The 12,844-nt window shown below is 53.0% G+C and carries 15 protein-coding genes; 8 read left to right on the forward strand and 7 right to left on the reverse strand.

The window, feature by feature from the left end; genetic code table 11:
* Nucleotides 1–43 precede the first annotated feature (43 nt).
* Complete coding sequence (locus D3P09_RS22685) at nt 44–1,558, reverse strand: carboxypeptidase M32 (protein WP_120113691.1); 1,515 nt, start codon at nt 1,556–1,558, stop codon at nt 44–46.
* Between the two features lie 124 nt (nt 1,559–1,682).
* Here D3P09_RS22685 and D3P09_RS22690 point away from each other — a divergent pair, with 124 nt between their 5' ends.
* Nucleotides 1,683–2,018 carry an iron-sulfur cluster biosynthesis family protein gene (locus D3P09_RS22690; protein ID WP_120113692.1) on the forward strand — a complete coding sequence of 112 codons (336 nt, stop codon included), beginning with the start codon at nt 1,683–1,685 and terminating at the stop codon, nt 2,016–2,018.
* Between the two features lie 11 nt (nt 2,019–2,029).
* Nucleotides 2,030–2,587: a beta-class carbonic anhydrase gene (locus D3P09_RS22695; RefSeq protein ID WP_120113693.1), complete on the forward strand. Its 558-nt coding sequence runs from the start codon at nt 2,030–2,032 to the stop codon at nt 2,585–2,587.
* A 77-nt stretch (nt 2,588–2,664) separates the two neighbouring features.
* Here the strand turns inward: D3P09_RS22695 and D3P09_RS22700 are convergent, their stop codons facing one another.
* Nucleotides 2,665–3,195 (reverse strand): DUF309 domain-containing protein, encoded by a 531-nt coding sequence (locus tag D3P09_RS22700; protein ID WP_120113694.1) that lies wholly within the window; start codon nt 3,193–3,195, stop codon nt 2,665–2,667.
* 135 nt (nt 3,196–3,330) lie between these two features.
* Between D3P09_RS22700 and D3P09_RS22705 the strand changes: the two genes are divergently transcribed.
* From D3P09_RS22705 to D3P09_RS22715, 3 genes are all read left to right on the forward strand, one after another.
* Nucleotides 3,331–3,786, forward strand: a complete 456-nt coding sequence (locus D3P09_RS22705) for a hypothetical protein (RefSeq protein ID WP_243644403.1) — start codon at nt 3,331–3,333, stop codon at nt 3,784–3,786.
* Complete coding sequence (locus D3P09_RS22710) at nt 3,786–4,076, forward strand: YxcD family protein (RefSeq protein ID WP_120113695.1); 291 nt, start codon at nt 3,786–3,788, stop codon at nt 4,074–4,076. Before D3P09_RS22705 ends, D3P09_RS22710 begins: the two co-directional genes overlap by 1 nt.
* Before the next feature lie 172 nt (nt 4,077–4,248).
* Nucleotides 4,249–6,177, forward strand: a complete 1,929-nt coding sequence (locus tag D3P09_RS22715; RefSeq protein WP_243644405.1) for a glycosyl hydrolase family 18 protein — start codon at nt 4,249–4,251, stop codon at nt 6,175–6,177.
* Between the two features lie 67 nt (nt 6,178–6,244).
* Here D3P09_RS22715 and D3P09_RS27830 read toward each other — a convergent pair whose 3' ends face one another.
* From D3P09_RS27830 to D3P09_RS22730, 4 genes are read right to left on the reverse strand one after another with little or no spacing between them, the layout of a single operon-like run.
* Nucleotides 6,245–6,391 (reverse strand): hypothetical protein, encoded by a 147-nt coding sequence (locus tag D3P09_RS27830; protein ID WP_165867549.1) that lies wholly within the window; start codon nt 6,389–6,391, stop codon nt 6,245–6,247.
* 12 nt (nt 6,392–6,403) lie between these two features.
* A complete protein-coding gene (locus D3P09_RS22720) occupies nt 6,404–7,594 on the reverse strand; it encodes a Ger(x)C family spore germination protein (protein ID WP_120113697.1) in 1,191 nt (396 codons plus the stop codon).
* Nucleotides 7,587–8,699: a GerAB/ArcD/ProY family transporter gene (locus D3P09_RS22725; RefSeq protein ID WP_120113698.1), complete on the reverse strand. Its 1,113-nt coding sequence runs from the start codon at nt 8,697–8,699 to the stop codon at nt 7,587–7,589. The genes D3P09_RS22720 and D3P09_RS22725 overlap by 8 nt, the downstream gene beginning before the upstream one ends.
* A 12-nt stretch (nt 8,700–8,711) precedes the next feature.
* Nucleotides 8,712–10,247, reverse strand: coding sequence for a spore germination protein (locus D3P09_RS22730; RefSeq protein ID WP_120113699.1), 1,536 nt, complete (start codon nt 10,245–10,247; stop codon nt 8,712–8,714).
* 308 nt (nt 10,248–10,555) lie between these two features.
* Between D3P09_RS22730 and D3P09_RS22735 the strand changes: the two genes are divergently transcribed.
* Entirely contained in the window at nt 10,556–10,891 is a 336-nt protein-coding gene (locus D3P09_RS22735) for an antibiotic biosynthesis monooxygenase family protein (RefSeq protein ID WP_120113700.1), read from the forward strand.
* Between the two features lie 82 nt (nt 10,892–10,973).
* On the opposite strand, the gene D3P09_RS22740 is transcribed toward D3P09_RS22735, so the two are convergent.
* On the reverse strand, nt 10,974–11,291 hold the full coding sequence (locus tag D3P09_RS22740; protein WP_120113701.1) for a sensor histidine kinase: 318 nt from the start codon (nt 11,289–11,291) through the stop codon (nt 10,974–10,976).
* 109 nt (nt 11,292–11,400) lie between these two features.
* Here D3P09_RS22740 and D3P09_RS22745 point away from each other — a divergent pair, with 109 nt between their 5' ends.
* Nucleotides 11,401–11,730: an ArsR/SmtB family transcription factor gene (locus tag D3P09_RS22745; protein WP_120113702.1), complete on the forward strand. Its 330-nt coding sequence runs from the start codon at nt 11,401–11,403 to the stop codon at nt 11,728–11,730.
* Nucleotides 11,731–11,746: 16 nt separating this feature from the next.
* On the forward strand, nt 11,747–12,259 hold the full coding sequence (locus tag D3P09_RS22750) for an SRPBCC domain-containing protein (protein WP_120113703.1): 513 nt from the start codon (nt 11,747–11,749) through the stop codon (nt 12,257–12,259).
* Nucleotides 12,260–12,844 lie beyond the last annotated feature (585 nt).

A 12,844-nucleotide genomic window follows, 5' to 3' on the forward strand; every position in this document is an offset into this window, starting at 1 on the left:
CAGGACGGCAGTGAACCAGCTTTCTTCTATTATATAGAAATCCTTACAACTTGTAGATGTCCGTATACTTCTTCGTCAAGTAATCGACGAGGTATTGCGGATCAAGAGGCTTGCCTGTAACGGCTTGCACCAGCTCGGACGGCGTACGAAGCTTGCCGTATTTGTAGATGCGCTCCGCCAGCCAATCCTTGATCGGATGCAGCTCGCCTTTGCCAACCAGCGACCACAAGCCGGCAATCTCCAGCTCCATCGTATCCGCGAACTGAGCGGCATACATATTGCCAAGCGAATAGGATGGGAAGTAGCCGAACGCACCGCCCGACCAGTGCACATCCTGCAGGACGCCCTCTGCGTTGTTCGGCGGCGTAATGCCCAGATATTCCTTATACTTATCGTTCCAGAGCGCAGGCAGATCGGCAGCTTTCGCGCCGCCATTGAAGATGAGCTTCTCCATCTCGTAGCGGATAATAATATGGAGGTTGTACGTCAGCTCATCAGCCTCGATGCGGATGAGCGACGGCTGCACCGTATTGTTGCCTCTATAGAACTGGTCCACCGATACGTCAAGCTGGCCCGGGAACTTCTTCTGCAATTCGCCGAAGTAGCGCTCCCAGAATGGACGGCTGCGGCCAATTACATTCTCCCAGAAGCGTGATTGCGATTCATGGATGCCCATCGATGTGCCCGTGCACAGCGTTGTATTGATCAACTCAGGCATGATGTTCTGCTCGTACAGCGCATGTCCGCCTTCATGAATGGTGCCGAACAACGCGCTGGTTACATCATTCTCCAGATAGCGGGTTGTAATGCGCACATCGCCAGGGTTCAGCCCGGTTGCGAATGGATGCGCGCTCTCGTCGAGACGGCCCGCCTCGAAGTTATAGCCCATTTGCTCCAGAATGTACAAGCTGAATTCCTTCTGAGCAGACTTGTCGAACGTCTGGCGCAGGAACGATGTATCCGGCTGGTGCGGCGATGCGGCAATGGCTGCAGACAGCGGAACCAGCTTGTCGCGCAAGCCGCCGAAGATGCTGTCGAGCTGAGCCACGGTCATTCCCGGCTCATACTGGTCAAGCAATACATCATAACGCGTATCCTTGACGCCCCACAGATCAATGAATTGATTGGTATAAGAAATTACCTTGTCCAGATAAGGCTGGAAGCCGGCATAATCGTTGTTCTCCTTTGCTTCCTCCCACTTGTTCTCAGACTGCGAAGCCAGCACGACATACTCCTGGTATAGCTTCGGCGGAATCTTCACGCTGCGGTCATAATCCTTGCGCGTCTCTGTTACGAGGCGCTGGTCAATCTCCGACAGCTCCCCGAACGCGCTCTTCTCCTCCAGCGCCGACAGCAGCTCGCCCAGCTCCGGCGATGTCGACACCTTGAACATGTCGGCAGACAGAATGCCAATCGATTCGGACCTGGTATCCATCCCCTTACGCGGCGCTCCGGTGCGCAGATCCCAATAGAGAACGCCCAGCGCTTCCTCATAGCTTTTAATTTTATGTACGGTATCTCTGAATCGTCCAAGTACGGTTTCGTTTGCTTCCGTCATGACTTCATTCCGCCTCTCTTGCCGGCTTCGATTCCCCGGCATGCTTGATCTTGGAGTATTCACTCCTTATAATCATCTTAAACCTGCACGACCGGCATTCGCAACATGAGAAGGAGAGATATTGATGCACATTACATTTACGGAATCGGCCGCGGGCCGTCTTGAGCCTCTGCTGCAGGACGGAACAGCAAAGCTCAAGCTGCTGCATGATACCGAAGGCTGCGGTTGCGTCATGAGCGGCGTTCCGGCACTTCAGCTCGTTCGCGAGGCTACCGTCGATGACAAGGAAGCGGCGGGAGATCCGTTCCCGTTCCTGTATGAGCCAAGGCATGAAGTATTTTACGAGCCGCAGCTGAAAGTCGACTTTAATCCGGCAAGCAACAGCTTCTCCTTGCGCAGCGACAATCAGACCTACACAACGCAGCTTCGCCTTATTCCATTGCAGTCTACCGAACGCTAGGAGGATATCAAGTGGGCAAAATCGACGACATCCTGAGCTACAACGAGCAATTCGTTGTGACCAAGGCTTACGAGCAATACGCAACAAGCAAGTTTCCCGACAAGCGAATGGTCATCTTGACCTGTATGGACACGCGGCTTACCGAGCTGCTGCCGAAGTCGATGAACCTGAAGAACGGCGACGCCAAAATCATTAAGACAGCCGGCGGGATCATCACCCAGCCCTTCGGCAGCGTCATGCGAAGCGTGCTCGTCGCCCTGTATGAGCTTCAAGCCGATGAAGTGTTCGTCGTCGGCCATCACAATTGCGGCATGACGGGCCTTAATCCGCAGGAGATCATCCAGCATATGACCGAACGCGGCGTCCCGGAATCCACCATCGAGACGCTGAAGCATTCCGGGGTCAATCTTCTTCGCTGGCTAAGAGGCTTTGATAATGTCCGCGACAGCGTCGTAAACAGCGTAAGCATTATTCGCAATCATCCGCTGCTGCCTGCCGATATTTTGGTTCACGGCCTTATTATCGATCCCGATACAGGCGAGCTGGAGCTGGTCGACAAAGGCGAGTAACGCCTTCAGGGCGCGTATGACCATTAAGAAGAGGGAGCAGCAAATAGCTGCTCCCTCTTCTAATACGTCATCCGTTGCTATAACTTTCTTCCATCACTCTGTTTCTTTAATAATGCCTCCTGCCGGGCGGCAACAACCTCCGTCCGGTCTCTCCTCAGGTGGCGGTGAATAATATCCGCATCCCCCATCGGACTTGCGGTTCCCCATGCCACTCCGAGTTCGTCACTGGCTTGTCTGCACAGCTCCAGGAGCTCATGATCCAGCAGCTTGATCTCCATATCCTTGTAGGGCTGGCCGCTTTCTGCCCCTTCGCGCCGCTTTGCCAGCTGATGTTGAAGCGACGGCGCATCTATGCCGAGTTGCATTAGCCCCTCATCCGCCAGCTTTCTCTCCGCGCTTTTATACATCATTACTGCCCCGCGCCTATTGCCGCGCCGTTCATGATATTGTCCGACCGCAATCTGAATGAGGCCGACCCAAATATCGCTCATGCCGTCATCCGGATGCTCCTTCCAATACTCCTCCAGCAGCTCATGGCATTCAAAATAGTCGCGATTTGCATGAAATTCAACCAGATACGCAATATAAGCATCAGGATATATGCCCATAAGAGCCTCCTTCCTGTCCGTTTCCGAAAAAAGATTAAAAAGTTTTTTAAGAATATGAAACCTTCGTTCATCTTATCCGTATTTCAGGATGATAGCAATATATGCACATCACCAAGCAGGAGGAGAAAGATCATAATGAAAAAAGGAATTCTCGTAATGCTGGCTCTTACACTGTTCCTGAGCTTCGGTTTCGGACAAGTAGCAGACGCCAAACGCGGCGGCGGCTTCAAATCGCCAAAACAAAGCTTTACCCAAACGCCTAAGAAAACGGACAACGTAAACCAGTCCAATCCGGGCACGGGTTCCAAAGCGGGAGCAACTACTGGCGCTACAACTGGCGGCGCTGCCAAGTCCGGCGGTCTGTTCGGCGGCAGCAGCTTGATGAAAGGCCTTATGATCGGCGGTTTGGCGGGTATGCTGTTCGGCGGATTGTTCGGCGGCATGGGCGCTTTCGGCGAAATCTTGGGTCTGATGATCAACGTGCTGGCCATCTTTGCGGTCATTATGCTTATTCGCGTAGCCTGGGTTTACCTGCGCAACAACAAGAACAAGAACAACAATGGCACGCCTGACCAACGGAGACCTTACTAATCGTGAGAATTTACACCGATGAGATTATAAATGCAGTGTGCCTGAACTACGCTGAGCGCAGAGGCGTGCAGCCTTCCGATATCGAGGTGCAGCTTTCCTGGGATGAGGAATACGGCTACACTGCAGAGCTTTGGGTTTCCGGCCGCAGCCAATATTTGATTGAATCCAACTTGCTGGAATCGATCGAGCAATACATGCATTCCCATTACAACCGCAGAGTTTTCCGCTCCGATATCAAGCTGGATATCGACGAGGATGCAGGCGAGTTTTTTGCGGAGATCGCAGAGTAAGGACACCTAGACCACTATCAAGAAGCAGCGCTTTCGGGCGCCGCTTCTTTTTTTGTCTCCTCAAGCGGTTCATTCTCTCTCATCCTTCGATTATTCCCACTATTTTCATATGATTTTCATAGCAACTCCTCCCTCCCCTTCCGCGTCTAATAGAGTAGATTACGAGAGGAGTGTGGTACTAATACGTAACGCAAAACGAATAAGCATGGCGGTGGCGCTCATTCTGCTGCTTCAGTCGTTCCTTACGCCTGGCGCTCATGTCGCGGAAGCGGCGCAAGCTACCAAGTACCGGGTATACCAGTATGACAAGGCGCTTAAGGAATTCGCGAAGGAAGCCGACGCCATCCGGTATGCTCAAAGCTTCAACTACAGCCACGTCGAGCAGATTGCGGACCGCAAGTGGCTATGGAACAACTTCCCGAGGTATAAGATCTACCAGCGCGGCGAATCGAATACGAAGCTGGAGTATCGCACCTACCAGGAAGCGCTGAACGCAGCCAAATACCTGAAGGATGTACATATCCGCGATTTGCAAAATGTAGGCTGGGCCTATGAAAACTATCCAAGATACCAGCTCTACCAGGGCGACAAGACTATGCCGAACTGGTCCTTCCATACGCTGGATCAAGCCAAGAAGGAAGCTGCCAAGTGGTCTAATGCGCATATCATTGAATTGTCCACAAACAAATGGATTTGGGATAACCTGACTGCTGCGCAGGTCACAGCGCAAGGCTCCGCTAAAGCGGTGTACCAGTTGACAGTAGACGGAGAACCTGTGGCGGATAGCAAGCTGTATTCGTTCCTGAAAAACGCGATTGCCGCTTCCGCTTCCATTCCGAACAGCCAGGTTGTCAATACCGCCCGGGACGAGGTGGTGCACTCCAATGTGCCGACCTTCGAAGTGCGGCAGAACGGCAAGCTGATCCGGACGTATATCGGTCTCGATGATGCGGTCAAGTACGCCAAGACGCTTGCCAATGCGGAGGTTCTGCAGAATGGCGCAGCGCTATGGTCGAGCTATCCGTATCTGGAAGTGTTCCAAGGCGACCGCAAGATCAAGACGTTCCACCAAATCGATTCGGCGCTCGCTTATGCGAAGTATTATGCCAACATCACGATTCGCACGTTAGACGGACGTTCGCTCTGGAGCAATGCCAAGACGCTTCAGCTATTGGGCTGGAACGGCAGCAGCGCCAGCTCCACCATCCTGAGCCACGTAGCCAATACGCAAGGGCTGACGATTGATTCGCCAACCTGGTTCGAGCTGACAGCGGCTGACGGCACGATGAAAGACATGTCGGACCCGGCCGTAGTGAAAGCTTTGAAGGAAAAAGGCATTCTGGTCACGCCGCTGCTTCACAACGGCTTCAACCGGAAGATGACAACGGAATTTCTGAAGAGCGACTCCGCTCAGAAGAAATTTATTGACGCGCTTGTGAAGCGTTCCGCCGAGCTGGGCGTTCACGGCATCAACATCGACTTCGAGGAAGTCGCAGGCGCAGATCGTACAGCATATACCGCTTTTGTGAAGAAGCTGACAGAAGCGGCGCATGCCAAAGGCCTGAAAGTCTCCATTGACCTTCCGCGCGGCAGCGTCAGCTGGAACCATTTGACCGCTTATGATCACGCTGCTATCAGCGCGATCGTGGATACGGTCATCATTATGGCCTATGACGAGCACTGGAAAGGCAGCGACAAGCCGGGTTCTGTTGCGGGATTAACATGGGTCGAGGAAGGCGTCAAGCAATTTCTGGATTACGGCGTTCCTCGCAACAAGCTGATGCTGGGCATGCCGTTCTATGTCCGAGAATGGCGCATTGCGCCTGACGGCAAGCTGGTCGACAATCGCGCCATCTTCATGAAGGAGCTGCCGAAGCTGATTGCCGATACCGGCGCCAAAGGCGAGTTCGACGCAGTATCCGGCCAATGGAAATATACGTACAGCAAAGACGGCTATACGCATGTCTTCTGGGCGGAGACGCATGATACTGTGCTTGCCCGGATGGCCATTGCCAAGAAATACGATCTTGCTGGCGTAGCCGCATGGCGGCTTGGCTACGAGGACGCGGAGCTCTGGACGAAGATGCTCAGAGCCAAATAGACTATAGCGAGAAGCTGTTGCAGCAGCAAGCCCTGAGCCGGATTACCCGGCTCAGGGCTTGCTCTCGTTACCCTCTTCTGTTGCGCTTCCAAGGCGGATCGCCATGCTCCCTCATGCTCCGAAGGACGGCGCTAAGCAGCACCGGAATGATGACTGACAGCGCAGCGCATACGAAGCTTAGAATCGAAGGCAATTGACCAATCGACGACAGCATAACGTCTCCTCCTTACCGTCTCTCCGTATTGTTGACGGATCCGATTCTTCTTACTTCCACATTAGCCTTCACTTGAATATCGCTATTCGCAAAGTAGTTGCGTCCGGTATCCCATTCTTGCTCAAGCTGCTTCCATACGCCAGGATGCCTCTCCTTCAGATGGTTGCCCACTCCAAGCACATCGCGCTTCAGTTGGTTTTGCGTTTTGTTCAGCGTTTCGTTCACAAGCCTTTGGACCGATTCATTCACCTTTGCTTCAATTTCCTCAATGGTTGGCTGCTCCAGATAGTCCCTTCGCTCGAACGCCTCCAGAATGCTTCCTTCCACCCAAAGCTCAATCGTAAATTTGGGATTGGAGGGATCGGACAAATCCGTATTCACCCGCCGGCTTACTTGCTCCACCTTGTAGGCGACCAGATTGTCTCCAACGTCTACTTCCAGAACGCCCCCCCTGATTCCCTCCCGCAAAAAGTTGAACCCTGCTGTCTCCATCTCATCCATAAAGCCGACCAGATTGTTTTTGATGCCATCCATGATCCCCCCGCCGATCAAAGAAATGGAGCTGTCCTTCGAGGTCACCTTCTGGATGACAAAGCTTTGCCGCTTAAGCAAATATTCGTGAATATCGCCAATCCGCGTCTCCGGCACCATCCTGTACGTATCCTGGTTTTTGGAGATGGACTGAATGAACATCACTGGCGTCTTCTCCCCCTGCGGCACCGTGCTGAGGACGCTCTTCGCTTCCCCCTTCGCGACCATCACCGATACGTTCCGCCTGGCGTCATTGTTGCGCAGAAAGTAGTCCAGCACATTGGCAAAGCCATAATCCGACTGTGCTACCTTCTCCGATACGACGATCAGCTTCAGATGCTCGAAGAAAGGCGTTCGGCTCGTCATCGTCGACATCTTGGCGATAATGGACAGCATGGTCTTGCCCTCCAGCGTAACGTTGAAATAGGACTCGCCCGCGAGGGAGCTCCCGGAGCCGCCTTCCTGCTTCAGCCCGGCCGGGATGACCTCCTGGAAAGTTACCTTGAAGCTCTGCTTGCCGTTTGTATGATTGGGATGAAGCGGAGCGTTCCCCTCGTCTATGGCAACGCCAATAACGAAACCCCGCTGCTCCAGCTCCATGCTGTCCCAGCATCCCGCTAGCGGTAACACGGACCACAGCAGCAAGCATATGGCTGCATATCGCTTACGCACGCGCCATCACCTCGCGAAGCTTGACGATGAGGAAGATCAGAAGAGGGATAACAAGCGCCGTCACAATGCCCATATAGCTGACTAGCTTGCCCAGGTTCGATAGCTGCACAATATTCTGGGGATACATGGACAGCAAGTAAAGGATCGGCGCCAGCACGTACAACAGCTTTTTCTTGTCGAGCTTCGTGAAGCATCTGACAGACTGAACCGATACATCCAGGGCAATCGAGGTCGTCGCAAAAATCGAGACCAGCCAGAAGATCAGGAACAGCGACTCCAGCCGTTCAAAAAAATCGCCCGGAACCGTTACTTCCCGCGCCAGCTCGATGGTCGGGTACATGATGTTTTCGGTCACTTCATAGGAGAAGACAGCAATCGTAAAGAGATAAATGGAAACATAGGTCACGATGGCGATCATGACGCCAATCAAGGTCAGCTTAGGCGCCTCCTCCGGCTTGCGCATTAGCGTCACATAGAACAACACTCCCTCAAAACCCAAGAACGAGAAGATCGATTCCTGCACGCCGTTCAGAATCGATCCCCAATCGGAATGCAGGACGGGCATTAGCTTTTTGAGTTCGAACAGGTTGACGCTCATGAGAAGGAAGACTCCCGTTACAAGCAGCACAAAGGGCAAAAACAGCATTGTCAGGCGGACCAGGCCGACCCGCGAGCCTGATACCGCATAGATGACCACGAGCAGAAAGCCCAGTGACACAACCTCCACCGGAGTCCGTTCGAACAAATATTGCTTCGTCAGCTCTGCCACGGAACGTGTAATGTAGGAGGTGAACGACAGGAAATACAGGAAGAATGCCAGCCCCACCGCCATGGCGACGGGCTTGCCTGCTTTATCCCCCACAAACTCCAGAAAAGTCCGATTGCGGAACCTGGTGCTCAGCTTGGCTACCAGCCATGCCATAATCAGCGTAATTCCGCCTGCAATCAGGATGGACATCCATCCATCGGAAGAGTTGGTCGCTTTGGCGACCGTACGGGGAAGCGTCAGAATGCCGACGCCGATCATTAGCGAAGTGATCGTAAACACGGTTTCCTTCCCGCCGATTCGCTCATCCCCGTATTTCCAGCTGCGCAAATTCGCCATATTATCCCTCCTCTAATCGTACATTCTGTCTTCATCTTTGGTCTGCATCATTTGCGGCCGCTTCCGCAGAAGCGTCACAGGCGCGCGCAGCACAAGATCCTTCCAATCCCGCGGCAGCAGCGGCGAGATGGGAGCCAGGTACGGCACGCCAAAGCTCTTCAGATTCACCAGATGGATGCAGATGACCAAAAACGCCAATATGACGCCGAACAGACCAAACACGGAGGCCGCTACCATGATGAAGAAACGCAGGATCCGCGTAACGATGCCAAACGTATAGGACGGGAGCGTAAACGATGCGATAGCGGTAACAGCCACGACGATAACCATAACCGGACTGACAATCCCAGCCGATACGGCAGCTTCCCCGATGACCAGGCCGCCCACGATGCCAATGGTCTGGCCGATTGGCTTTGGCAGGCGCACACCGGCTTCGCGCAATATTTCGAGAGTCGATTCCATGAGCAAGGCTTCAATAAATACTGGAAATGGTACGCCTTCTCTTGCGGAAGCAATTGAGAAAGCGATATTGGACGGAATCATACCGTGATGGTATTCTGCTAGCGCTATATAGAATCCCGGCAAGAAAGTTGCGACAAAAGCGGAGATGTAGCGGAGCAATCGGATCAGGCTGGAGATCAGCCAGTGCTGGTAATAATCCTCTGGGGATTTGAAGGCGTCGGAGATGCTGATCGGCATAATCAGCTGAAAGGGCGTCCCGTCTACGATTAAGCCGATTCTTCCCTGCAGCAGCGAGGCGGCGAATCGGTCCGGCCTCTCCGTATTCATAATTTGCGGGAAGGGGGACAAGAAGCTGTCTGTAATCCACTGCTCGATATAACCCGAGCCTTCGATGTCATCGATCTCGATCGTGAGCAGCCTTCGCTTGACTTCAGTCACCAGCTCCGGGCTCACAATATCGTCAATATAGGCTACCATCACTTCGCGCTTCGATCGCCGCCCGATCAGATAGGAATCCAGCCGCAGATTAGGATCGATCAGCCTTCGCCTGATCAACGAGCTGTTGGTTCGTATGTCCTCGGTGAATCCGTCCTTCGGCCCCCGGATCGTCGATTCTGTCTGCGGCTCCTCAATCGCCCGGCTTTCCCAGCCCTTCGAGCCGACCACGAGCGCCCGCCTGGAGCCTTCCATGAAGAGGCATGTATCTCCGGACAGAATTGCGAACAAGGCTTCATGCATCGCGGAGATCGTATGCACTTCTTCCAGCGGCAGCACTTCATCCTTTATCCGGATAATAGCCGCAGAGCCTTCCGGAGAATCCAAGGCGGGTCCGTCATATTCGATGATAGGCCGCATCAGATGCTGATGGATCAGCGTCTTGTCGATCATTCCGTCGATGTTAAGAATGACGCAGGTTAATCCCGTCGACCCAAGCTCAAGCTCTTTGGTCATCAAGTCACCAGGTGAATGGAGCCTGTGGTGGATATAGTTTACGTTGCGCTGGGCTTCTGCCTCCAGCGGAAATTCGTCATTGGTTCGGCCATCCTCAAAGGTTCGCGTGTTCTTGTTGCGCAAATTACGTTTCATGGTCTGCGCCTCCTTTCCCTTGGCTTCCCCATCAGTTATTGCCTGATTCGATGAAATTGAAACTACATAATTCGACAAAGTTCACGCGCTGGTATCCAAAAAACCGCAAGCCAAGGCTTCTCCCAACAGCCTTGGCTTGCGATTTTTATGTATAAAAAATATTATTTTTTTCAGCAAATCGAGCCTTATGAAGGTTGAATATGACCATGCCGGTTCATGTGCATTTATAGGAATATAGGTTTTCTTTGCGCGCCGATATGAGTATAATCTTATCTATTCATACGCTTCAGCCAAGGAGGAATCATGACATGGAATCATCACAACAGCATGAAGGCAGCAGCTCATATTATGCGGTCATATTCACCAGCACCCGCACGGAGGGAGACAACGGCTATGGCCTTATGGCAGACCGAATGGCCGAGCTCGCTTCCCGCCAGCCCGGGTACATCGGGGTTGACAGCGTCAGGGACGCATCTGGAGCAGGCATTACCGTCTCCTATTGGGAAAGTCTGGAGGCCATCCGCAACTGGAAGGCGAACGAAGCGCATCTTGTCGCGCAGGAGAAGGGCAAACAAGATTGGTACAAGCATTATTCCGTGAAAATATGCAAGGTCGAGCGGGAGTATGGTTCGCAAGAACGATAGTTGCGGCAATAAGAAAACCGTTCCTTCTGGATATCGGGCTACTCCCCTATATCCAAGGAACGGTTTCTTTTTCATATAGCTGCTATTCTGCGCCAGAGGCGAAATTCGCCCCGGAGGCGGGTTCTATCGGCAAGAAGATCGAGAAGCAGCTTCCTTTTCCGCGCGCGGACGTTACTTTCATATAGCCGCCTTGCCTTGCAACAATCTTGCGTGCCAGATAGAGGCCGATGCCTCGCCCCTCTGCTCCTCTGACAGCTTCTCCACGGTAGAAGCGCTGAAAGATTAGATGCTGCTCGTCTTCATCTATTCCTATGCCCTCATCTTCAATATCAATTCTGACGAATAGATCGTATTTCAGCATGGACAGGATAACTTGTCCGCCAGCCACCCGCAACTTCATACAATCTCATGACATGAATATTCCTTGACAGGAATATTCCCTATGAGGTATATTTTAAACAACAACAATAACACGCTAGTTCTGGAAGAGAGGTGAGCTAAGTCGGACCATGGATACGACGACATTCAGCGCACTGGCCGAGCCGAACCGCCTGCACATTGTTGAGCTGTTGATGAACGGCCCTCTGTCCGTAGGCGATATCGCTGAGAAGCTGTCGCTCCGGCAGCCGCAAGCGTCCAAGCATCTCCGTGTATTGCTGGAGGCAGGTCTCGTCGAAGTGCAGGCGGAAGCAAATCGCAGGCATTACGGTCTGCGGATGGAGCCGCTTCGCGAGCTGGACGCATGGCTCGATTCCTACCGCCGGCTGTGGAGCGAGCGCTACGACAATTTGGATCAATATTTGGCATTTCTTCAATCCAACCCAAAAGACAACCATTAATCAGGAGGCGTTACCCATGACAAGCAAAATGAAAACTAAGGTTGACGGCAATGTACTTACGATTGAGCGTGATTTCAATGCGCCGCGCAGTCTCGTATTCCAAGTATATTCCGATGCGGAGCACATCAAGCAATGGTGGGGTCCGCGCGGATGGGAAGTAACGGTATGCAATCTCGATTTTCGCCCGGGCGGCATCTGGCATTACTGCATGAAATGCATCGACCGCAACCAAGGCGACTTCTTCGGCATGGAATCATGGGGCAAGGCCATCTACAGCACGATCGTACAGGATGAGAAGATCGAATATACGGATTATTTCTCCGATGCGGAAGGCAATGTGCCTGAGGATATGCCGGCGTCGGATATTACGCTCATCTTCGAGGAGCAGGACGGCCGCACGAAGCTGGTCACCATCGCTCGCTACGTTTCCGCCGAAGCGCTGCAAACCGTGCTGGACATGGGCATGGAGCGTGGCTTCTCCGAGACGATGGACCGTCTGGAAGAGCACCTCGACAGCGTCAAAGGCTAATCCGATCCGGTCCAAAAATAGCAGCTTAAACAGGCGAGGAACGTGTTGCGACGCAATACGTTCCTCGCCTGTTTTGCTGAGTTGCAGATTCAGGAAGATGCAAGGGTGCCACGCATCGCTGCACGCGCCAATAGTGCTAATTTGTGCATGTAGCGGTGCTAGGCGGCGTTAGAAGCTCGGATGAGCTCCAAACGATGCTGCAACGGTGCCACGCATCGCTACACTCGCCAATAACGCTAATTCGTGAATGTAGCGGTGCTAGGCGGCGTTAGAAGCTCAGATTCGCTCCAATCGATGCTGCAACGGTGCCACGCATCGTTGCACGCGCCAATAACGCTAATTCGTGAATGTAGCGGTGCTAGGCGGCGTTAGAGGCTCAGATTCGCTCCAATCGATGCTGCAACGGTGCCACGCATCGCTACACTCGCCAATAACGCTGATTTGTGAATGTAGCGGTGCTAGGCGGCGTTAGAAGCTCGGATTCGCTCCAATCGATGCTGCAACGGTGCCACGCATCGCTACACTCGCCAATAACGCTAATTCGTGAATGTAGCGGTGTTGAGCGGCGTTAGAAGCTCGGATTCG

Source organism: Paenibacillus pinisoli (assembly GCF_003605435.1).
GTDB lineage: Bacteria > Bacillota > Bacilli > Paenibacillales > Paenibacillaceae > Pristimantibacillus > Pristimantibacillus pinisoli.